The 21,761-nt window shown below is 72.8% G+C and carries 19 protein-coding genes; 5 read left to right on the top strand and 14 right to left on the bottom strand.

Translation table 11 applies throughout. The features are described from left to right. Positions 1-2 precede the first annotated feature (2 nt). Both AB0I91_RS31385 and macS read right to left on the bottom strand, forming a co-directional pair. Positions 3-653 carry a response regulator gene (locus AB0I91_RS31385; protein WP_498771442.1) on the bottom strand — a complete coding sequence of 217 codons (651 nt, stop codon included), beginning with the start codon at positions 651-653 and terminating at the stop codon, positions 3-5. Then, on the bottom strand, positions 650-1,756 hold the full coding sequence (gene macS, locus AB0I91_RS31380) for a MacS family sensor histidine kinase (RefSeq protein ID WP_498771444.1): 1,107 nt from the start codon (positions 1,754-1,756) through the stop codon (positions 650-652). The genes AB0I91_RS31385 and macS overlap by 4 nt, the downstream gene beginning before the upstream one ends. A gap of 223 nt (positions 1,757-1,979) precedes the next feature. Here macS and AB0I91_RS31375 point away from each other — a divergent pair, with 223 nt between their 5' ends. Next, positions 1,980-3,176 (top strand): GGDEF domain-containing protein, encoded by a 1,197-nt coding sequence (locus AB0I91_RS31375; protein WP_498771446.1) that lies wholly within the window; start codon positions 1,980-1,982, stop codon positions 3,174-3,176. Here AB0I91_RS31375 and AB0I91_RS31370 read toward each other — a convergent pair whose 3' ends face one another. Further along, on the bottom strand, positions 3,177-4,358 hold the full coding sequence (locus tag AB0I91_RS31370) for an AI-2E family transporter (RefSeq protein ID WP_498771958.1): 1,182 nt from the start codon (positions 4,356-4,358) through the stop codon (positions 3,177-3,179). It abuts the gene before it with no gap. A 170-nt stretch (positions 4,359-4,528) separates the two neighbouring features. Here AB0I91_RS31370 and AB0I91_RS31365 point away from each other — a divergent pair, with 170 nt between their 5' ends. The 3 genes from AB0I91_RS31365 (at position 4,529) to AB0I91_RS31355 (ending at position 11,322) form a co-directional block, all read left to right on the top strand. Continuing rightward, positions 4,529-6,724, top strand: coding sequence for a hypothetical protein (locus tag AB0I91_RS31365; protein ID WP_498771448.1), 2,196 nt, complete (start codon positions 4,529-4,531; stop codon positions 6,722-6,724). A 169-nt stretch (positions 6,725-6,893) separates the two neighbouring features. Next, positions 6,894-7,691, top strand: a complete 798-nt coding sequence (locus tag AB0I91_RS31360) for a hypothetical protein (RefSeq protein ID WP_498771450.1) — start codon at positions 6,894-6,896, stop codon at positions 7,689-7,691. 199 nt (positions 7,692-7,890) lie between these two features. Then, complete coding sequence (locus AB0I91_RS31355) at positions 7,891-11,322, top strand: beta strand repeat-containing protein (protein WP_499640212.1); 3,432 nt, start codon at positions 7,891-7,893, stop codon at positions 11,320-11,322. Between the two features lie 77 nt (positions 11,323-11,399). Here the strand turns inward: AB0I91_RS31355 and AB0I91_RS31350 are convergent, their stop codons facing one another. From AB0I91_RS31350 to AB0I91_RS31340, 3 genes are all read right to left on the bottom strand, one after another. Continuing rightward, entirely contained in the window at positions 11,400-12,182 is a 783-nt protein-coding gene (locus AB0I91_RS31350) for a GGDEF domain-containing protein (protein WP_498771454.1), read from the bottom strand. 66 nt (positions 12,183-12,248) lie between these two features. Beyond that, entirely contained in the window at positions 12,249-13,133 is an 885-nt protein-coding gene (locus tag AB0I91_RS31345) for an exonuclease domain-containing protein (RefSeq protein WP_498771456.1), read from the bottom strand. Between the two features lie 25 nt (positions 13,134-13,158). Then, entirely contained in the window at positions 13,159-13,716 is a 558-nt protein-coding gene (locus AB0I91_RS31340; protein WP_498771458.1) for a TetR/AcrR family transcriptional regulator, read from the bottom strand. A 342-nt stretch (positions 13,717-14,058) separates the two neighbouring features. Here AB0I91_RS31340 and AB0I91_RS31335 point away from each other — a divergent pair, with 342 nt between their 5' ends. Then, a complete protein-coding gene (locus AB0I91_RS31335) occupies positions 14,059-15,309 on the top strand; it encodes a hypothetical protein (protein ID WP_499640210.1) in 1,251 nt (416 codons plus the stop codon). Between the two features lie 261 nt (positions 15,310-15,570). Here AB0I91_RS31335 and AB0I91_RS31330 read toward each other — a convergent pair whose 3' ends face one another. From AB0I91_RS31330 to AB0I91_RS31295, 8 genes are all read right to left on the bottom strand, one after another. Further along, positions 15,571-15,981 carry a VOC family protein gene (locus AB0I91_RS31330; protein ID WP_498771462.1) on the bottom strand — a complete coding sequence of 137 codons (411 nt, stop codon included), beginning with the start codon at positions 15,979-15,981 and terminating at the stop codon, positions 15,571-15,573. A gap of 112 nt (positions 15,982-16,093) precedes the next feature. Then, the gene (gene dnaB, locus AB0I91_RS31325; protein WP_073897890.1) at positions 16,094-17,455 is read right to left on the bottom strand and encodes a replicative DNA helicase; all 1,362 of its coding nucleotides are present in this window, start codon (positions 17,453-17,455) and stop codon (positions 16,094-16,096) included. 412 nt (positions 17,456-17,867) lie between these two features. Further along, positions 17,868-18,326, bottom strand: coding sequence for a 50S ribosomal protein L9 (rplI, locus tag AB0I91_RS31320; RefSeq protein WP_498771960.1), 459 nt, complete (start codon positions 18,324-18,326; stop codon positions 17,868-17,870). Between the two features lie 13 nt (positions 18,327-18,339). Then, positions 18,340-18,579, bottom strand: coding sequence for a 30S ribosomal protein S18 (rpsR, locus tag AB0I91_RS31315; RefSeq protein WP_015805710.1), 240 nt, complete (start codon positions 18,577-18,579; stop codon positions 18,340-18,342). A 51-nt stretch (positions 18,580-18,630) separates the two neighbouring features. After that, positions 18,631-19,128: a single-stranded DNA-binding protein gene (locus AB0I91_RS31310; protein ID WP_053714490.1), complete on the bottom strand. Its 498-nt coding sequence runs from the start codon at positions 19,126-19,128 to the stop codon at positions 18,631-18,633. Positions 19,129-19,140: 12 nt separating this feature from the next. Continuing rightward, complete coding sequence (rpsF, locus tag AB0I91_RS31305; RefSeq protein ID WP_123748234.1) at positions 19,141-19,482, bottom strand: 30S ribosomal protein S6; 342 nt, start codon at positions 19,480-19,482, stop codon at positions 19,141-19,143. A gap of 127 nt (positions 19,483-19,609) precedes the next feature. After that, positions 19,610-20,545: a trypsin-like serine peptidase gene (locus AB0I91_RS31300; protein WP_498771468.1), complete on the bottom strand. Its 936-nt coding sequence runs from the start codon at positions 20,543-20,545 to the stop codon at positions 19,610-19,612. A gap of 84 nt (positions 20,546-20,629) precedes the next feature. Next, the gene (locus tag AB0I91_RS31295; RefSeq protein ID WP_498771470.1) at positions 20,630-21,637 is read right to left on the bottom strand and encodes a hypothetical protein; all 1,008 of its coding nucleotides are present in this window, start codon (positions 21,635-21,637) and stop codon (positions 20,630-20,632) included. Between the last annotated feature and the right edge of the window lie 124 nt (positions 21,638-21,761).

The following is a 21,761-nucleotide window of genomic DNA, read 5'->3' as shown; positions in this document are numbered from 1 at the left end:
GGTCAGCCCTCCGGCTCGACGTCGAGCCCGTGCTCGATCGCGTACCGCGCCAGCTCGACGCGGTTGTGCAGTTGCAGCTTGCGCAGGGTGGACTGCACGTGGTTCTCCACCGTGCGGTGCGAGATGACCAGCCGGTTCGCGATCTGCCGCGCCGTCAGGCCCTTGGCCACCAGCCGCAGCACCTCGGTCTCGCGCTCGGTGAGCTGCGGCTTGTCGTCGTCGGGCGTGGCGGCCATCCGCCGGTACTCGCCGAGCACCAGCCCCGCCAGCCCGGCGGTGAACACCGCGTCACCGGCCGCGGTCCGGTTCACCGCCTCCACCAGCTCCTCGGCCGACGCCGACTTCACCAGGTAACCGGACGCGCCCGCCTTCACCGCCTCCAGCACGTCGCTGTGCTCGCCGCTCGCGGACAGCACCAGCACCCGGGTGCCCTCCAGCGACCCGGTGATCATCGTGGTCGCCTCCACCCCCGTCGTCTCGCCGAGGTTGAGGTCCATCAGCACCACGTCGGGACGCACCGCGCGGGCGATCCGCACGGCCGACGCGGCGTCGCCCGCGGTCGCGACCACCTCGAAACCGCGTTCGGCCAGGTCGCGCGCGACACCGTCGCGCCACAGCGGGTGGTCGTCCACCACCATCACGGACACGCTCATCTGTAGACCCGCACCTCCCACTCGGCGCCCTCCCCCGGCCCCGTCTGCAGCTCAAGGGTCCCACGCAGCGCCTCGACCCGGCCCCGGATGGACTGGGCGACGCCCATCCGCCCCTCCGCCTCGGCGGATGCCAGCCGGCCCTCGGGGATGCCGGGGCCGTCGTCGCGCACGCTGATCACGACCTCGTCGCCGAGGTCCTCCAGCAGCACCCACGCCCGCGCGTCCGGGCCCGCGTGCTTGTCCACGTTGGACAGGGCCTCGCGCACCACGGCGGTCAGCTCGAACGCCGTGCCCGCGGGCAGCATCACCCGGGTGGCCGGTGTGGACACGTGGAACCGGGACGTGGCGAGCAGCTGCAACGCCGGCCGCAGGTCCGCGTCGCCGTCCACGGTGGACTCGGTCGGCGCGGCGGCCACCAGCGACCGCAGCGCGACTTCCTGCTCACCGGCCAGCTCGGCCAGTTCCGCCGCCTCGCCGCCGAGCTCCGCGCCGCGCTTGCGCACGCGGGCCAGCACTTGCAGCACACCGTCGTGAATGGACCGGGCCAGCCGCTCGCGCTCCGCCGTGGCCGCCTCGGTCCGCAACGCCTGCGCCAGCCGCACCGCCGTGCGGCGCGCCGTGGACGACGCCATGCCGACCACGAAACCCGCGCCCGCCAACAGGACCACGTCCCGCACCAGGTCGACGGTGAGCCCGCCCCGGTTGAGGTAGGTGCTCAGGCCGACCGCGAACCCGGACACCGCGCCCGCGACCTGCCCGCCGAGCGCGCCCGCCGCCACCGGCGGCCCGGCCGCCCAGATCGTGGTGATCAGCGGGACGTCGAACAGGAACTGAGCATCCGTCATGATCAGCGGCGAGAGGGACATCAGGCCGCACGTGACCGCGACGTCCGCCACCACGATCCACGTCCGGCGCCCGCTCTCCCGGCTGTACGCCTGGATGGTGAACACCGACCAGAGGGCCATCGCCGCGATCGTCGCCCACGCGAGCCACTGGCGCTCGTAGTAGTTGTGCTGGACGATCACGTTGCCCAAAGCGAACAGGAACGTCACTACGCGTAGCGCTACCGTTCCCCGCCAGAGGTGCGCGACCGGGTCCTCCATGGCCGCTGTCCCCTGGTCGGATGGCTTTGTGTGCACGGTGTGCTCCCTTCACCCCCAATATTGCCGTGTCGGAGTGGCGTAGCTAACCCCCAGGTGGCCGTCTGTTCCGATACCGACACATGTGGAAGGCTGGCGGGAGTCACCGAGCGTGATCTCACGGGTCTGATCGTCTCCGGGGGTGGGGATCACGTCGGCGGGCTGCTGCGGCGAGGGAGGGCCGAGCGTGCGCCACTGGCCACTGTGGACGCTGAAGCGCTCCGCGCTGGCCTACTGGCTGCTCGTGGACCTGCTCGCGCTGGCCGTCGTGGTCTACGCGATCGTCACGTCGCCGCAGCCCTCGCCCGGCGAGGTCGGCCGGTTCGCGGCGATCGCGGGCACCGCCGGCGCGGTGATCATCGGCAGCTCGATCTACAGCCACCGGGCGGGCGAGGCCGCGCGCAACCCGTGGGCCGCCCACCTGTGCTACCTCACCGCGGGCCTGGTCGCGCTGCCGTGCAACCTGCTCGTCCTGCTCCTCTTCGGCCCCGCGCTGCACGGCGTGCTGACCCAGCGCCCCGAGTCGCACCGCTGGGTGTTCACGCTGTCCGCGACCACGCTGGCCGTGTTCGCCACCCGCTACGTCATCGGCTGGGCCGAGCCGCGCACGGACCTCGTCGTCATGGTGCTCGGCGCGACCGTGCTGCTGGTGCTCCGCGCCGGCGTGATCGCGACCGGCCTGAAGCTGCGCAGCCCGCGCGCCCGCGGCGAGGAGGTCATCGGCGAGCCGATCGACGTGGTGCTCGGCATCGTCGCGGTGAGCATCGGCGGCCTGATGGGCTTCGTCGCCGTCACCACCCCGGTGCACGCGCTGATGGCCGGCCCGCCGCTGGCCCTGCTGGAACGGGCGGCGCAGCTGCCGCAGTGGCGGCGCTCGGCCCAGCGCGACGCGAAGACCGGCCTGGCCAACGCCGTGCACTGGGACAGCCGGGCCCGGTACGAGCTGTCCAAGGCACGGGCGCGCGAGCGTCCGATGGCCGTGATGCTGCTCGACCTCGACCACTTCAAGCGGGTCAACGACGAGGTCGGCCACCTGGCGGGCGACTCGGCGCTCAGCGCGGTCGCCCTGCTGCTGACCGGCACGGTCCGGCGCGGCGACCTGGTCGGCCGCTTCGGCGGCGAGGAGTTCGTCGTGCTCCTGCCGGATGCGGAGCCCGCCGTCGCCCGGTCCGTCGCCCAGCGCGTGCGGCACGCCGTGGCCGGCCTGGCCGTGCCCACCGTCGGCACGGACGGCCGGGAGCACCTGCTCACCGGCCTCACCGTGAGCATCGGCGTGGCGACCACCCAGCGGTTCGGCTACGAGCTGCCGGACCTGCTGGTGGCCGCCGACGCCGCGCTGCTCGCGGCCAAGGGCTACGGCCGCAACCTGGTCGAGATGGCCTGACTACGGCCGCCCGGCGTCCGGGCGCCCGCGGTCGGTGTCGTCCGACAGGGCGTCCTGGATCCGGTCGACGACTCCTTCGTCGTCGACGCGCTCACCGCCCGTGTCGACCGGACCGCTCTCCTGCGGCTCCAGCACGTCGACCTGGCGCGGCTCCACGTCCCGGTCCGACTCCGACAGCAACGACCTGATCCCCGAGTTCAGCACCGCCAGCAGCGGCACGGACAGCAGCGCGCCCGCGATGCCGCCCACGACGAGGCCGGTGGTGATCGCCAGCACCACGGCCAGCGGGTGCAGCTTCACCGCGCGCCCCAGCAGCAGCGGTTGCAGCACGTGGCTCTCCAGCTGCATCACGCCGATGAGCACGGCCAGGATGATCAGCGCCTCGATCGGCCCGTTGGCCACCAGCGCCACCAGCACCGCCACCGCGCCGGTGATCACCGCGCCCACGATCGGGATGAACGCGCCGAGGAACACCAGCGCCGACAGCGGCACCACCAGCGGCACGTCCACGATCCACAGGCCGATGCCGACGCCGACCGCGTCCACGACCGCCACCAGCGCGGTCGCCCGCACGTACGACACGAGCGAGGCGAAACCGCGCCGCCCCGCCACGTCGGCCCGACCGCGCACGTCGCGCGGCACGATCCGGATCAGGAACCGCCAGATCGCGTCACCGTCGTGCAGGAAGAAGATGAGCGTGAACAGGGCGAGGATCAGCCCGGTCAGCAGCTCGCCGACGGTGGCCGCCGTGGTGAGCGCCCCCGAGGTGATCTCGGTCTGGTTCTCCTTGACCGTCTCCACCACCCGGTCCAGGTACTGCTGGAGCTGGACGTCGCTCAGGTGCAGCGGCCCGTCCTTGAGCCAGCCGCGGATGGTGTCCAGGCTCGCGCTGACCTGCTCCTGCAGCTGCGGCAGGCCCTTGGAGAACTCGGTGATCACGAACGTCAGCACGCCGCCCACGACCGCGATGCCGCCGACGAGCACCACGCCCGTGGCCACGCCGCGCGGGATGCCCGCCCGGTTCAACTGCGACACCGCGGGCGACAGCAGCGCCGCCAGCAGCAGCGCCACCCCGGTCGGGATGACGATCGTGGCCATGAACCCGACCACGTGGAACACCACGTAGAGCGCCGCGACCACGGCCACGAACCGCCAACTCAGGGCAGCCGAGACGCGCAGCATCCGCGGCACCCTCTCGCTGATCTCATCACTCCTGGTCACGCCGATCACGGTAGCCGCACCGATCCTCGCGAGTGGGCCGGTCGGAGACGGTCGGGTGCATGTCGAAAGCCACGTTTCGGATTGCGGCAAACGCCGGCGGAACCGGCGTGGCGGGTGATCGGATCGCAGGCGTGACCGCCGAGGAGACTGCCGAGGACGCCGTCCGCGCCGCGTTCGCCGCCGGACGTTCGCTGCGGTTCGACCCCAGGAGGCCCCAGCGCGAGCGCACGGTCCGCGGCGAGCTGCTGTCCGGGCTGCTCACCGAGGGCGGCCCGCGGACCGCCGCGCTGAGGCTGGTCGGCGCGAACGTCGTCGGCTCGTTCGCGCTGGAGGGCGCGCGGGTCGACCACGTGGTCGACTTCCTGGACTGCTCCTTCGAACGGCCGCCGGACCTGCGCATGGCCCGCCTGGTCGGCCTGCGCATGCGCGGCTGCAAGGTGCCCGGCCTGTGGGGCCGCAACCTGCGCGTCGGCAGCGACCTGGTGCTGGAGGCGGGCTTCACCAGCGACGGCGTGGTCGACCTGACCGACGCCTCGGTCGACGGCACGTTCCGGCTGGCCGGCGCCGTGCTGCGGAACCGGGGCGGCGACCACGCCCTGCTCGCCGCGCGCATCCGCCTGTCCGGCTCGTTGCAGGCCATCGCGCTGCGCGCGGGCGGCGAGGTGCGGCTGCGCGGCGCGGACGTCGGCGGCAACGTGCACCTCGGCGGCGCCCGCCTGCTCAACGCCGGCCAGAACGCCCTGGACGCCACCGGCGTCGCCATCGCGGGCACCCTGTTCTGCGACGCCGAGGGCGGCCGGTTCACCGCCGAGGGCCGCATCCTGCTCGACGGCGCGCGGATCGGCGGCAGCGCCGTGTTCTCCGGCGCCCGCCTGCACGCCAGCGTCGTCGACCGACCGGTCCTGGTGATCCCGCGCGGCACCGCCGACGAGGCCGCCGCGCTCGTCGCCGACCGGATGCGGGTGGAGGGCAACGTCGAGCTGGACGACGGCTTCACCTCCTCCGGCACGGTCCGCCTGCCCAACGCCGAGATCGGCGGCTACCTGCGGCTGTCCGGCGCGGTGATCGGCCGCCGGGACGCGGTGGAGGACCAGGCGGAGGACACCGGCGAGGTCGTCCAGCGCATCCCGGTCGCCCTGCACGCGGACGGCATCCAGGTGCGCGGCGACCTCGAAGCGCGCGGCGCGGTCAACGGCGGCTTCCACGGCGACGGCGAGCGCGACGCCGCGCTGAAGGCCTACGGCCAGGTGCGCCTGGTGGACGCGCACGTGCGGGGGAGCGCGTCCCTGTCCGGCGTCGAGCTGCACGGGCCGGGCATCGACGTCCTGTTCGCCGACCGGCTGCGCGTCGGCGGCACGCTGTTCCTCCGCGACCTGCGCGCCCGCGGCTCGCTGCGCCTGCAGAACGCCGAGATCGGCTCCACCCTCGACTGCTCCGGCGCGTCGCTGCTCGCGCCGCGCCGCCGCCCCGACGGCACGGTGAAGCCGTCGCTGGACGCCCGCGTGGCCACCATCGGCAAGGACTTCCTGTGCAGCCACGGGTTCACCGCCGCGGGCGGCGTCCGGATCAGGCTCGCCGAGGTCGGCAAGATGGCCACGTTCGCGGGCGCGCGCCTGGGCGGTCCGGGCAGCGACATCGCGTTGAACGCCTACGGCCTCACGGTGAGCCAGCTCGTGCTGAGGCTCTCGGAGGACCGGATCCCGGTGGGCCGGGTCGTGCTGACGCGGGTCGGCGCGGCGACCGTGATGGACGGGCCGGGGCTGTGGGCGGCCACCGGCGGCGTCGACGTGGAGGACTTCACGTTCAGCTCGATCTCGTCCACGCCGCACGTGGACGTGCGCACCCGGCTGCGCTGGCTGCGCGAGGTGCAGCCGGACTTCGCGCCCGGACCCTACGAGCAGCTGGCCGCGGTGTACCGCGACGGCGGCGAGGAGGAGCTGGCGCAGCTCGTGCAGCTGGAGAAGCAGCACCGGCGCTACTCGGAGCTCGGCGTGGCCGGCCGGGTCTGGGGCTTCCTGCAGCGCTGGACGGTCGGCTACGGCTACCGGCCGTGGCTCGCGATCGCCTGGCTGACCGCGTTCTGGCTGGTGGGCACGGCCTGGTTCCTCGGGCACGAGATGCCGAAGCTCAACGAGGACGAGTCGCCGTCCTGGAACGCCTGGCTGCTGTCGATGGACCTGCTGATCCCGATCGTGGACCTCGGCCAGGACGGCAAGTGGAAGTTCAGCGGCGCCTCGCAGTGGATCTCCAGCACCCTGATCGCGGTCGGCTGGATCCTGGCGTCCACGGCCGCCGCCGGCGCGGCCAGGGTCCTCAAGCGCGTCTGATCACTCACCGTCACGGTCGGGAACACAGTGTGTTCGTCACACGATCCGGCGAACCAGGTGTGAATGGAGTGCGCCCGCGCCTCGCCTGCTGGCAGTCTCTCGTCGTCGGCTTGATCACCTCGATCACGTCGCCGGCGAATCCCAGTGCTCTTCGGCGGAGGTTCCAGCGATGTCGTGCGTTGACCAGCGAGCGGGAACGGGGGCGGGCCGCGTTCGGCGGCTGCTCTCCCGCGCCCTGCTGGTCGTCGGCGGCACCCTGGCCGGCACCGCCGCGGCCTGGGCGTTGTCCGCCACGGCGGCGTCGGCGCAGATCCCGGTCGTCGACCCGGTCACCGGGATCGCGCACGACTCGCTGCCGCCACGTGCGGCGGAGGGCCCGGTCGAGGCCGCGTTGGCCCCGGTCGGCCGGGCCGTGCACGACCTCGACACGGCGCTGAGCACCCCCCGGGTGCCCGAGCCGAGCCCGCCCGACCTGCGTCGGGTCGCGGAGGACATCCGCGACACCGTCGGGGGCGTGCGCGACTGGTTCCGGCACCCCGCGTCCGAGCAGGCGCCCGTCGACGTGGTCGTCGGCGGCACCGTGACGCGGCACGTCACCGAGACCACCCCGGCCGCCACCGCCGTGCCGGTTCCCGCCGGCACCCCGGTGGTGCAGGGGGTGTTCGGCAAGCTCAGCCGATCCTGGCTGGACGCGCCGCGGCCGCAGGTCGTCGCGCCGTCCGGCGACGACGGGCCCTCCCTGCCGGGAGACCCGTCCGGACTGCCGTCCATGCCGTTCGCGCCGCTCGGCGCGCCGGCCCACTGCTCCTGCGGTGGCGACGGCTCCGGCTCCTCCGGCGGCGGCAACGGCTCGTACACGGCCGCCTCCGCCGACCGCCTCGACCCCGCGGTGGCCCGGGCCTCGTCCCCCGCCACCGAGCGGAACACCGTGACGCCGGGCAAGCAGCCCGGCAGCACGCCCGACTGACCACAGCGCGCGGTCCGCGGCAGCTCATCGACGAGCTGACCCGGTGCTCGACCGTCGCGCCGCTCGCGTGCGCTCCCACACCGGTCGAGATGCCGCGCTCCCCCTGAAGAACAGACCCGGGTGGTCGTCGCCCCCGACGCGGTCGCCGCGTCCGACCACCCCTCACCTCCCGCAAGGGACACCGGAAGAAGGAGAACCCATGCAAACCTGGGCCAAGCGCGGTCTCCAGACCGCACTTGTCACTGGTGGTTTGCTGATGCTCGGCACGGGCATCGCTTCAGCCCAGGAGAACGTCAACCCCGACGCGAAACCGAACCCGCTCGACGCGAAGGTGCGCGTGCCGGTCGACGTCGACCACAACAACCTGGGCACCCTGGTCGGCAACCACGACCTGCCGACCATCCACGAGGAGATCGGCACGCCGAGCGCGGCCGACCTGCCCGTCCGCGACGTCGCCGTCCCGGCCAACCCCCTGGTCCGCACCGCGCAGGAGCGGACGGCGGGCGTCGAGGCCACGGGCCTGACCCGCGGCAACACCGCCGACGCCGACGTGGTCGTGCCGGTCAGCGTCTGCGGCAACGCGGTCGCCGCCGGCGGCAACGCCTACAGCGACGGCGTGTGCACCCAGTCGGCCACCAGCGCCGGCGAGATCAGGGCCGACGGTTCGCGCGGCACGCTGTCCGGCAACGTGGCGCACGCCGCCGCCGCCGTCTCGCCCCAGGTCAACGGCAACGCCGTCGCGGTCCTGGCCAACGCCGAGTCGCACGCCACGTCCTACCAGCGCGCGGTCGCGGGCGACCGCGTCCACACCTCGGGCGAGGACGGCTCGCTGTCGGGCAACATCGCCGCCGTGCAGGGCGCGGTGCCCGCGCAGGTGACCAACAACGCGGTCGCCGCGGGCGGCAACTCCTTCAGCGGGGCCTCGTCGTCGAACGACGCCCAGGCCACCGGCTCGCTGAGCACCACCGGCGAGCGCGGCACCGGCGCCGGCAACGTCCTCGGCGCACCGGTCGCACCGGTCGTCGCGGTCACCGGCAACGGCGTCGGCGCCGCGGGCAACGCGGACACCGCCACCGAGAACCGGGCGTCCGCCGACGCGGGCACCACCCAGCGCGACCGGACCGACCTCCCGATGTGGTCGTCCACCACGGGTGACGACGGCACCCTCGCGGGCAACGTGGTCCAGCCCGCGTTCGCCGGCCCTGTCGCCGCGGGCGACAACGCCGTGGCCGGCGGCGGCAACGCGCAGGTCGCCAACGCGATGGCGCACGACGCCGAAGCGGGCGGCAACAGCTACACCTCCGGCCAGGACGCGGTGCTGTCCGGCACCTTCGCCGACGCGCCCGTCGCCCTGCCGGTCTCCGGCGCGGGCAACTCGATCTCGGGCGTGGGCACCACGTCGGCCCGGCACTCGAACGAGGCCACCGCGGTCTCCGGCGGCGACACCTACACCAACGGCGACCGGTCCGTGCTGTCGGCCAACGCGGCGAACCTGCCGCCGGCCGGCGCGGCCGACCTGTGCGGCAACGGCGTGGCGGGCGGCGGCATCGCCGACGCGGACTGCCACAACGACGTCGTCGCGGACTCCGGCGGCTACAACGGCACGACCGGCAACGACGCGGTCGGCTCCGGCAACATCGGCCAGGTGCCGCTCGGCGCGCCCGCCGAGGCGTTCGGCAACGGCGTAGGCGCGGCGGGCACGCCCACCGGCCGGGCCACCGAGAACAAGACCGTGCGCTCCGGCAAGGTCGCGACCAGCGTCGACGACAACGGCACCGTCTCCAGCAACGTGGTGTCCGCGCCGACCGCGCTGGGCGGCCAGGTGTTCGGCAACGCGGGCGGCGTGGTCGCCAACCCGACGTCGAGGACCGACAGCGACACCGAGATCGACCTCGGCAACGCGCCGACGGCCAACGGCAAGCACGGCTCCGCGTCGGGCAACATCGTGCACGTCCCCACCTCGAACCCGGCCCAGGTCTTCGGCGACTCCGCGGTCGCGGTCGGCAACGGCTCGGCCGAGACCGACAGCAAGCTCGACTCGCGCTCCGGCGGCGCGGCCACCACCACCGGCGACGAGGGCTCGCTGTCGGGCAACGTGCTGTCGCTGCCCGAGGCGTCCTCGCCGCAGGTGTTCGGCAGCGCCATCGGCGCGGGCAGCAACGTCGAGTCGGAGAGCCGCAACCAGTTCGGCTCGCACTCCGGCGGCGACGTGCAGACCTCCGGCGACGACGCGTCGTTCTCGGGCAACGGCATCGGCGCGCAGCCGTCGATCCCGCTGCAGGTGTTCGGCGACGCCGTCACCGCCGCGGGCAACGGCGAGTCCCGGACGGACAACACCACCGGCCTGATCGCCGGTGGCCGGCACCTGACCTCCGCCGAGGACAGCGCGTGGTCGGGCAACCTGCTCACCGCGCCCGCCGCGCTCACGCCGTCGGTGCACGGTGACGCCGTGACCGTCGCCGGTCTCGCGGACGCCGCGACCGCCAGCCGGTCGAGCAGCAAGTCCGGTGGCGTGACCACCACCGAGGGCAGCGGCTCGGTCACCTCCTACGACGTCGAAGCGCCGACCGAGGCGTTCGCCCGCCTGTTCGGCATCCCGGTGGAGGTGCTCGGCACCGCCACCACGAACACGCAGGACAGCAACGACGTGCGCACCGGCGACGACCGGGGCGAGCCCGCGCCGGTCGCCGACGCGAGCCGGGGCATCCAGCTCCCGGCGAGCCTCGACAGCCTGATGCGGGTCACCGAGCTGCCGGCGCTGGACCTCGTGGGCGCACTGGCCCAGTACTCCGTGCCGCTGGGCCTGCCGGGGATCGGCGAGCTGCGCGGTCTGCCCCTCGACCGCCTGCACCAGGTCCAGCTGCCGGGCAGCGGCCTGCTGGCCCGTGCGGTCCCGAAGCCGGAGGCGCCGGACCTGGACGCGCCGGACCTCGACGCGCCGGACCTGGACGCGCCGAAGCCCGACCTGCGCAAGCGGGAGCTGTCGAAGGCCGCGCCGGTCGCCGCGCTGTCGAAGGCGGAGCTGCCGGAGGCGTCCGCGCCGATCGGCGCGCTGTCCCAGGCCCGGCTGCCCGAGGCGTCCGCGCCGGTCGGCGCGCTGTCGCAGGCCGAGCTGCCGACCCAGCAGCTGCCCCGGCTCGACACCCTCGAGCAGGTGTTCCGCCACGGCCTGCCCCCGGTCGCCGAGGCGACCCGCGCCGCCCTGAGCGCGGCGCCCTTCGCGGGGGTGCTGACCCGTTCGGTGTCCTCGGAGTCGGACGAGCGCTCGTTCGGCGGCAGCCTGCCGCTGGCCGGTGACCTCACCGCTACGCAGGGCCTGCCGGTCGTCGAGGACCTGCCGCTGCACAGCGTGCCCGCCGGTATCACCCCGGACGGTCGCGCCCTGTCGTCGCTGCCCGTCGCGGCGCCGGCCGGCCTGCCGTTCGTGCTGCCCGTGCCCGGTGTGGCGCAGCCCCGCAGCGAGTCCCCGATGGTGCCGCCGCTGGCGCTGAGCGGTATGAACGTCAACCCGGTGCAGGGTGGCGCCGGTCCGGCGCGGTTCACCGAGACCCAGGCGCCCGCCCTGGCGGGCATCGACGCGCGCAGCGTGTTCAGCTCGCTCGAGGACACCACCGTGATGCCGCGGATCTGATCCACCGATCCACACCTCCCGCGACCGGGCCCCTGGCACCTCAGTGCCAGGGGCCCGGTCCCGTTCACGGGGTCGGCTCAGCGGCGCAGGCGTTCCTCGACGTGCGCGATCACCGAGTGCAGCGGCGCCTCGCCGTCGCTGGTCACCCAGCACACCCGGACCCCGGTGCGCACGCGCTCGCCGCCGAGCCGCACCGCCCGCCCGGCCAGCTCGCGCACCCGGGCCGCGACCGCCTCGCCGCTGCCGTTCGGGTGCTCCGCGACCACGGCGAACGAGTCGCCGCCGTACCGCGCCACCGTGTAGTCGGCCCGTAAACCCTGCCGCAGCCGTTTCGCCAGCACGGCCAGCAGCTCGTCGCCGCGCTTGAAGCCGTGGGCCGCGTTCACCGCCGCCATCCGGTGCACGTCCGCCAGCACCAGGGTCGCCAACGTGCCCTGGGTCCGCGCCCGGATCAACGCCTGGTCCAGCCGGTCGAGCAGCAGCGCCCGTCCCGGCAGCCCGGTCAGCGCGTCGAGCAGCCCGGCGCTGTGCGGCACGTCCGCCTGCACCGGCCGCAGCAGCACCAGCACCTGCCCGCGCACCCCGATCGGGTAGTACTCGGCCCACACGTTGGCGTGCGGCAGCACCATCGGGATGGTCAGCGGTGATCCGGTGCGCAGCACCTGCGCGGCCAGCTCGGCGCAGCTGGGCAGCGGGGCGCCGGAGTCGTCGCGGGCGCAGGCGTCACCGAGCAGCGACGACGCCATCGGGTTCGCGGCGAGCACCACGCCGTTCTCGTCCTGGAGCAGTACCCCGACCGGCAGTTCCGAGACGAACTCGTCCCACACCGCACGGGAAGCCGTTGTCTGCACGGTACTCATAGGACTCGTGCCTTCCGCTGAGGCATGGCCTGTCCGTGAAGAGCCTCCCCGCAGGTAGCGGGCTTTTCAATAGGCCCGACGCCACCCGGTCCGGTGATCTTTGGCCGGCGGTGTAACGCCGAGCAGGTCCAGCATCCCGGCGAAGTCCTCTTCGGACACGATGGGCACCCGGTATGCCCGCGCCCGACGCGCCTTGCTCGACAGCGTGAACGGGTCGGCGGCCACGACCAGGCGGGTCGACTTGGTGACGTACCCCTGGCTGACCAGCCCGGCCGACGCGGCGCGGTCGACCCACTCCTCGCGCGGCGCGTCCATCTGGCCGGTGAACACGACCCGGTCGCCGCGCACCAACGTCACCAGCTCCGGCCGTCGTGGCGCCGGAGCCGCCGTGCCGCGGCGCACCTCGACCACGTCGTCGGCCGGCGGCACGCGCGGCACGGGTTCGGCCTCCGGCACGCCGAACCCCAGGTAGTGGGCGAACAACCGGGCCGTGGCGCGGGCGTCGTGCAACGCGGAGTGCGCCGAGTCGAGCGTCACCCCGACCGCCTCGCAGCACGCCGCCAGCGATCGGCCGGCCCGGCCCGGCAGGTACCGGTCGGCCAGGCGCATCGTGCACAGGCCCGTCACCGGCAGGTCCACCCCGGCGCGGGCGAACTCGGCGGTCAGGAACCGGGCGTCGAACGACAGGTTGTGCGCGACCACGACCCGTTCGGCGAGCCGTGCCGCCAGGGCGCCCGCGGCCTGCGCGAACGTCGGCGCGTGCCACACGTCGGCCGCGCGGATCCGGTGCACGTGCTGCGGCCCGAGGTCGCGCCCGGGGTTGAGCAGGGTGCACCACTCGTCGGTCACCCGGCCCGCGTCGTCCAGCCCGACGACGGCCACCTCGACCACCCGGTCCGCACCGCGCGCGGCGAACCCGGTCGTCTCCACGTCGACCACCGCGTACCCCATGATCGACGAACCCTACCGATCATGGTCACGTGCTCAGCGCGCGGAGCACGAGATCGACCACCGCGTCCGCGAACTCACCGGTCAGCGGGGCCGTGCGCAAGAACCACCGCTGGTAGACCGGTCCCAACAACAACTCCACCGCCGCCGACACGTCGACGTCGGGCCGCACGTCCCCCAACCGCCGGGCCGCGTGTAATCGCTCCTCCAGCGCCATCCGGCGCGGCATCAGCAGCAACGTCACCAGGTCCGTGCGGGACTCGTGCACCAACAGCCGGCACACCTGGTCGAACCGCCGTTCGGCCAGCTCCTCGGCCGCGGCCCGCAACTCCCGCTTGAGGTCGACGGCCAGCACACCGCTCGGCAACTCGTCCGCACCGGCCGGCCCGAACTCCACGAACGCGTCGAACAGCAACGGCCCCTTCGACGGCCACCACCGGTAGATCGTCTGCTTGCCGACCCCGGCCCTGGCCGCGACCGCCTCGATGGTCAACCGGGAGTGGCCGAGCGCCTCGACCAACTCCAACGCGGCCAAGAGGATCGCCCGCCTCGAACGGTCGCTGCGCCGCGCCGCGTCGGGTGGCATCCATCGATCGTAGGCGCAGTCGGGGAATGACTCACCACGGACGCAACCGGTGGCCCCGGAGCACCCCGAACGCCGGGCCCCGGTGTCGGTAGTTCGCCTGACATCGCGGCCGTCGCGGAGATCGTATGGTGCCGGAGTCGCCCGGCGGCCCTACCCGCCCGTCGTGACTCCCAGGGGGATCGCAGCTTGTCCTACCAACCTCGAAGTCCTCAACACCACCCGCAACAGCCGTACCCGCAGCCGCCGTACCCGCAGCCGCCGTACCCGCCACCGCACCATCCGCAGCCGCCGTCGCCGTGGACCGGGGTTCCGCCCGGCCCGCCGAAGAAGCGCACGGGCCGCGTGGTCGCCGTGATCGTCGTGGTGCTGGTGGTGCTCGCCGGCGCCGGCGGCGTGTGGTTCTGGCAGTCGGGTGGCGGGTCGTCGGCGGTCGGCGAGGACCTCCCGAAGAACCCGGCGCTGGACCGGCTCGCGTTCCCCGACCTGGGCGCCCTCCGGCACGGCGACGGGGTCGACGCGCTGTGCGGCTCGATGGCGGAGGTGATGACGGGCCGCGGTTACCGGCCGATCTCCCGGGGGAAGACGGAGGGCGGGATCAACTGCCGCTTCATCACGCCCGGGCTGTCCTTGTTGACCGACGGCGCGCTCATGATGAGCTCCGACGTCGCCACCTGGCGAGGCGACGCGGACGACCGCTACCAGCGCTTCTACGACCTGGCCGTGCGCCAGCGGGACGCGCAGCTGAAGAACCCCGGCTACGCGTCGAGCAAGATCGAGCACTTCCCCGCCGGCGACGGGGGGTACGTCTTCCACCGGGAGACGAAGGCGGTCGGCGCCACCGGCGCGCGGACCGACACCGAGGCGGTGTTCCGGTCGGGTGAGGACCTCATGTGGGTCGCGCTCTGGGGCAACGTGCACCGCGCGGCCAAGGGCGGCGAGCGCGTCCTGGCCGACCCGCTCACCGAGGAGGTCACCTACGGGGAGATCTCCGACATCGTCAAGTCGCTCAGCGGCGAGGGGCAGCCGGGCGCGCCGCGGATCACCAAGCCGGAACTGGCGCAGCAGCCGACCCTGGCCGCGACCAAGGCGAAGCCGGTTGCCGGTGGCACCACGACCAAGGACGTGTGCGCGAAGTTCGACGCGGCGGCCGGGCAACTCGGTGTCACCGCCGTGCCCAACCGCGGTGGTTGCGTGTACGACCCGCCGGACGGCGCGTCGTACGGCGAAGGTTCCGTGCACCGCACCGTCGAGATCGCCGTCGGAGTGGAGGAGAAGGACTCCAACACCCCCGCCGAGGAAGAGCTGGCGAGGGAGCTGAGGAGCCTGCTGGGACGGACCTCCGACGATAAGTACGAGTTCGGGAAGGTGTGCGAGCTCCCGGTGGGAGACACCGGGTACGCCGTCTACTACACCCTGAAGGGTGGCGGGGGCAGCAGCTCGGGTTACGTGCAGGCCGGTTACGTGGTCGACGGCACGACGCACGTCGTGGTCAAGGTCACCAGCCGGGTCAAGAAGGGCCGTGACCTGGTCGCACCGCCCGAGGATGCCCTGGTCGCGGACCTGGTGACCGTCCTGACCGCGATCGGCGGCTGACGAAGAGCGGCCGCCGCCCGCTCGGCGCGCCGCGCCACCAGGTACGCGTGCGGGGACTTGCCGTACGCGTCGCGGAACTCGCGGCTGAGGAGTCCGGCGGGCAGGCCCGCGGCGCGGGCGAGCGCCAGGACGTCCAGCGGCCGTGCGTGCTCGCGGTCGATCCGGTCGCGCACCCGGCGCAACCGCGCCAGGTCTTCGAGTCGCTTCGCCTCGGCGCGTGCGCGCGCCCACGCGGGGTGGCACATGGCGGGACCTCCCCGTTCAGCGGAGCTCTTGGATGCGGATCAGGTTGCCCGCGGGGTCGCGGAAGGCGCAGTCGCGCACGCCGTACGGCTGCACGGTCGGCTCCTGGACCACCTCCGCGTCGCCCGCCTGCACCTTCTCGAACGTCGCGTCGAGGTCCCGGGTGGCCAGCAGGATCCAGCCGTAGGTGCCCTTGGCCATCATCTCGGTGATGGTGCGGCGCTCGTCCTCGGTGACGTTGGGGTCGGCGGCGGGCGGCGCGAGGAGGATGGACGTGTCGGGCCGGCCGACGGGACCGACCGTGATCCAGCGCATCCGACCCTGGCCGACGTCGCTGCGGACCTCGAAGCCGAGGGTGTCGCGGTAGAAGGCGAGGGACGCCTCCGGGTCGTCGTGCGGGAGGAAGCTGGTGTTGATCGTGAGGTCCATGCGTTCAGCCTAAGCACGCCTCTTGACCTGCGCTTCTCGATTCGTGATCGCTCACGGGTCGGGTCAGCGGCCCAACCCGTCCACCCGACCCGCCGACCGCCGCCGCCGGGCGTCAGCCCTGGGCCAGGTCGGCGAAGCGGCTGTAGTGGAGCTGGTGGGCGACGGTGATGGTGGCCGTCGGGCCGGCGCGGTGCTTGGCGATGATCAGGTCCGCCTCGCCGGCGCGCGGGTCGTCGCGTTCCCAGGCGTCCGGGCGGTTGATCAGGATCACCATGTCGGCGTCCTGCTCCAGCGAGCCGGACTCACGCAGGTCGGACAGCTGGGGGCGCTTGTCGGTGCGCTGTTCCGGACCGCGGTTGAGCTGGCTGATCGCGATCACCGGCACCTCGAGCTCCTTGGCGATCAGCTTCAGGTTCCGGGAGAACTCCGAGACCTCCTGCTGACGCGACTCGGTGCGCTTGCCCGACGACATCAGCTGGAGGTAGTCGACCACCACCAGCCGCAGGTCGTGGCGCTGCTTCAACCGCCGCGCCTTGGCCCGGATCTCCATCATGGTCAGGTTCGGCGAGTCGTCGACGAACAGCGGCGCCTCGCTGATCTCGCTCATCCGCCGCGCCAACCGGGTCCAGTCGTCGTCGCTCATCCGCCCACCGCGCATGTCGCCGAGCCGGATGCGCGCCTCGGCGGAGAGCATGCGCATGACGATCTCCGTGCGCGACATCTCCAGCGAGAAGATCGCGCTGGTCAAGCCGTGCTTCACCGAGCACGACCTGGCGAAGTCCAGGCCCAGCGTCGACTTGCCCACACCGGGCCTGGCCGCGACGATGATCATCTGGCCCGGGTGCAGGCCGTTGGTCAGCTCGTCCAGGTCCGCGAAGCCGGTGGGGATGCCGAGCGACGAGCCGCCGCGCGAGGCGATGGCGTCGATCTCGTCCATGGTCGGCTGGAGCAGCTCCTCCAGCACCACGTAGTCCTCGGTGGTGCGGCGCTCGGTGACCTCGTAGATCGCCGCCTGCGCCCGGTCGACCACCTCGTCCACGTCCGCGCCCTCGGCGCCGTTGTAGCCGAGCTGCACGATCCTCGTGCCCGCCTCCACCAACCGCCGCAGCACGGCCTTCTCCGCCACGATCTCGGCGTAGTAGGAGGCGTTGGCCGCCGTGGGCACGGTGGCGATCAGGGTGTGCAGGTACGGCGCGCCGCCGACGCGCAGCAGCTCGCCCCGGCGTTCCAGCTCGGCGGACACCGTGATCGGGTCGGCCGGCTCGCCGCGCCCGTACAGGTCGAGGATGCAGTCGTACACGGCCTGGTGCGCGGGCCGGTAGAAGTCGTTGGGGGCCAGGACCTCGACCACGTCGGCGATCGCGTCCTTGCTCAGCAGCATCCCGCCCAGCACCGACTGCTCGGCGGCGAGGTCCTGCGGCGGCTGCCGTTCGAAGCCGGGCTCGGCCATGCCCCGGTCGTCCACCAGCGCCACCGTGAGCTCACCCCAATCTGCTGCCGTGCGGATGTTGTACCTCGTGGGTCCGACAAAGTCCGCCGCGCCACGCCCCGTGGTCCAGCGACGCTAGAGCCACCTGGATGGCGTAGGCAAACCCACCTGTGGACAACTCGGTGGACAGCTTGGGGATGGTCGCGCCCAGCTGACCACAGGGCTGGGGAAACCTGTGGACAACCTGGGTACAACTCAGGCCCAGACAAAAGTTTGGCCTGGTCAAGTCCTGTGGATAAGTTTGTGGAAAAGTAGTGCGTCACACCTTCGGCGTGTCGCGTGTAACCGCCGGCACGGCGTGTCGCGCACAACGTGTCACAAGAGTTGTCCACAGCCGGACGTGCGAAAGCGCCGCCCGACCAGAACACCTGGTCGAACGGCGCTTCCGGGAAAAACGTCAGACCGCGCTCGCGACCTCGACCGAGAGCGACACGGTGACCTCCGGGTGGAGCCGGACGTTCACCGAGTGCTTGCCGAGGGTCTTGATGTGGCCCGCGATCTCGACGGACCGCTTGTCCAGCGTCGGGCCGCCGGCCGCGCGCACGGCCGACACGACGTCGGACGAGGTGACGGAGCCGAACAGCTTCTTCGAGCCGGCCGCGGACTTGGCCTTCAGCGTCACGGAGCCGAGGCCCTCGAGCGTGGCCTTGATCTCCTTGGCGTGGTCCAGGTCGCGCACCCGGCGGGTGTCCTGCGCCCGGCGGATGACCTCGACCTGCTTGGTCGCGCCCTTGGTGGCCATGATCGCCAGGCCGCGGGGCAGCAGGTAGTTGCGGCCGTAGCCGTCCTTGACCTCGACGATGTCGCCGGGGCCACCGAGGCCGGTCACGTCAGCGGTGAGGATGAGCTTCACGATGCCGTCCCCTTTCTCAGCGAGCGGTCGAGGTGTAGGGCAGCAGCGCCATCTCGCGGGCGTTCTTGACGGCGACCGCGACGTCGCGCTGGTGCTGGGAGCAGTTGCCGGTGACCCGGCGGGCGCGGATCTTGCCCCGGTCCGAGATGTACTTCCGGAGCAGGGTGGTGTCCTTGTAGTCGATCAGGTTGGCGTTCTTGTCCTTGCAGAACGCGCAGACCTTCTTCTTGGGCTTGCGCACAGGCGGCTTGGCCATGTGTGGACTCCTGGTATTACGCAGTGAAGTGTGGAGTGGACCGGTGCCGGTCTAGAAGGGGGGCTCGTCGGCGAAGCCACCGGAGCCGGCCGGGGGCGCGGAGCCCCACGGGTCGTCGGCCGGTGCGCCGCCGCCGCCACCGCGAGACTGACCGCCGCCGCCGAAGCCGCCGCCGCCGTCTCCACGGCTGACCTTGTTGACCTTCGCGGTCGCGTAGCGCAGCGAGGGGCCGATCTCGTCGACCTCAAGCTCGATGACGGTGCGCTTCTCGCCTTCCTTCGTCTCGAAGGAGCGCTGGCGCAGCCGCCCGGACACGAGCACGCGCGAACCGCGGGTGAGGGACTCGGCCACGTTCTCCGCGACCTGCCGCCACACGTTGCACCGCAGGAACAGCGCTTCGCCGTCCTTCCACTCGCCGCTCGCCTTGTCGAACGTGCGGGGGGTGGAGGCCACGGTGAAGCTCGCCACCGCGGCGCCGGACTGGGTGAAGCGGAGTTCGGGATCGGCGGTCAGGTTCCCGACCACCGTGATCGTCGTCTCGCCTGCCATGTCTCGGCGCTCCTAGGCCTTGGCCGCGGCCTTGGCGGCGATCCGAGCCGCGGTCTTCGCGGCCTTGGCGGGATCGCGCCGGATGACCTTCGTCCGGAGCACCGTCTCCTGCAGGCCGAGCTGGCGGTCCAGCTCCTTCACCGCGTCGGGGGTCGAGATCAGGTCGAGGACGGCGTAGATGCCCTCGGCGCTCTTGTTGATCTCGAAGCTCAGCCGGCGCTTGCCCCACACCTCGACCTTCTCCACGTTGCCACCCGTGGTGCGGATGACGTTGAGGAACGTGTCAAGGGACGGCGCGATCGTGCGCTCGTCGAGACTGGGGTCGAGGATGACCATCACTTCGTAATGACGCATGAAGACCACTCACCTCCTGTGGACTCGGCGGCCACGGACGTTCCGTGGCAGGAGGGTCGTCGCGTCAGCAACCCGTGAAGGGTAACAGGCCGCCGGGCGGTGCTTCCCGGCGGCCTGTTCACGCAGGTCAGAGGCCCCAGCTGAGGAGGTTCTGGCGGACCTCCTCGATGATCCGGGTGCCCCGGTTGTGGCTGGTGTAGCCGTAGGCGTGGATGGCCACCGCGCAGGCCGCGGAGCAACCGCTGTCGTAGTTGTAGACGGGCGAGCCGCTCTGCCCGCCGATGGTGTCCAGCAGGTAGTGGAGCTGGCGGGCGTTGGTGGCGGTCACGGTGTTCGAGGTGTACCACTGCGTGGCGTAGGGCTTGTCCTGCGGGTAGCCCCGGGTGGTGACCGTGGTGCCGTCGAGCGAGGCGGTGGACGTGCTCAGGCCGAACCAGCCGGTGGTGTCGCCGATGGTGCAGGTGAGCTTGAGGGTGGCGTAGTCGTACTCGGTGTTCCGGTCCTGGGTCCACCCGGTGACGGTGTAGGCGTTGGACACGCCGCAGCTCCCGTACGGCGACGAGTCGCCGTTGCGGCCGGGGTACACGGTGAAGTCGGTGTTCCACGCGGCCGCGTCGAGGTTGTAGACGCAGTGGGCCGCGGTCGCCACCGCGTCCGCCTCGTACAGCCACCCCGTGCACCAGCTCGTCGTGCCGGTGGGCTTGGTGTAGGTGAAGCGGACCGTGGCGCGGGCCGGGTAGTCGAAGGTGTAGGTGGCCTGGACGCGCTCGTCCGGGGCGATGATCGACTGGACGGAGAACTCGTCGGGGTTCACCGTCGCGGGCTCCGGCCCGGCCACCCGGCGCACGCCCTTGGCGTCGGACAGGTCGCCGGTGCCGGTGAACCCGTCGCTCGTGCCGAGCTCGCCCGCGGGTATCCGTTTGATCGCCGGACCCACGCGGCCGTCGGCGGAGACCGGCGTGTTCGGGTCGAGGGCGGGCGCGGCGACCGAGGTCGGGGCCGAGGCGAGGGTCAGGGTCAGGCACAAGGCGGCGAGCGCGGGCACGGTTCTCGTGATCATCATGCTGGGAACGCTCCCAGCACCCGAGGCCGCTGGACAGCGAGCAGACGCACGAAGAACGGGCGTCCGGTTGGTCCTTCTGGGGCCTTACGCGGAGGCGACGGCCCGGCGCAGCACCCAGGTGCGCACGAGAGCGCCCGTCACGCACGACAGCAGCAGCACGGCCAGCAGCACGGGAGCCGCCACGCCGCCGCCCATCCGACCCGAGCCGGGCAGCGCCTGCGCCCGGCCGGCGGTCTGCACGCCGTCGGAGTCGTCCCCGCCCGGCACGCCGTAGCCGGGCCGGTAGCCGCTCACGCCGCCGCCGTAGCGCACGCCCGGTGACGGCGCGTACTGACCGGGCACGGCGAACGGCAGGGAGCCGTAGCTGAACAGCGGCACGCGGCCGAAGTTGCCGCCCCACGGGTTCGAGCCGTACAGCGGCACGTCGAGCCCGCCGACGCCGCCGACCGGGCTGTTCGCCGGCGCCTGGCCGTTCGGGGTGGCGCCGGGGTTCGAGGTGCCGGGGTTCGCGCCCGGCCGGCCGGTCTGCGGTGGCTGGTTCGGCGTCGGCTTGGTCCCGGGCAGCCCGGGAAGCTGGCCGGTGGCCTGCTGGGAGGCGTCCGCGAGCGCCTTGGACCCGTCCTGGACGGGCGCGGCGGCGGCGTTGACGCCCTGCACGGTGACGCCGCACAGCTTGGTCAGCTCGGCGCGCACCCCGTTGGAGAGCGTGACGATGATCGGCCCGAGCAGCGGCAGCTTGATCAGCTCCGCGTTGACCTTGTTCGCGATGTCGCCGCCGGTGATGACGCCCGAGCCGGTGGGGATCGCGCCGATCGCGATGGGCGGCAGCGCCGAGAACGCCTGGCGGAACGGCTCCGCGAGCGGCGGGCCGAGCAGCGGGATCGCGCGGATCAGCTGCACGATCGGGTCGAGGACCGCGGTCGGGCTCAGCGCCACCGGTGTGCCCGGCTCGCCCTGCACGGTGGTCGCGCAGCTGCCCACCACGACGGGTTCGGCGGCCACGGCCGAACCGGAACCGGCCGCGGCGCCGGCCGTGCCGACCGCGAGCACGACGGCCGCCGCGCTCACCAGCCGAATGAGCCGGATCCGCATGTCTGGCCTCCTGGCGTGGCGGCTGCGCTTCTCGTTTCCTACTTGCAAGTAACGAGCGTAGGTGCTCGTGGTGACGCGGGCCATCCCCCTCGACGACAAATTTGGTATCGGCGGCGGGCGGCGG

This window comes from Actinosynnema sp. NPDC049800, from assembly GCF_040656635.1.
In the GTDB taxonomy this organism is placed as follows: domain Bacteria; phylum Actinomycetota; class Actinomycetes; order Mycobacteriales; family Pseudonocardiaceae; genus Actinosynnema.
This window is presented reverse-complemented; position numbering and strand designations above follow the sequence as displayed.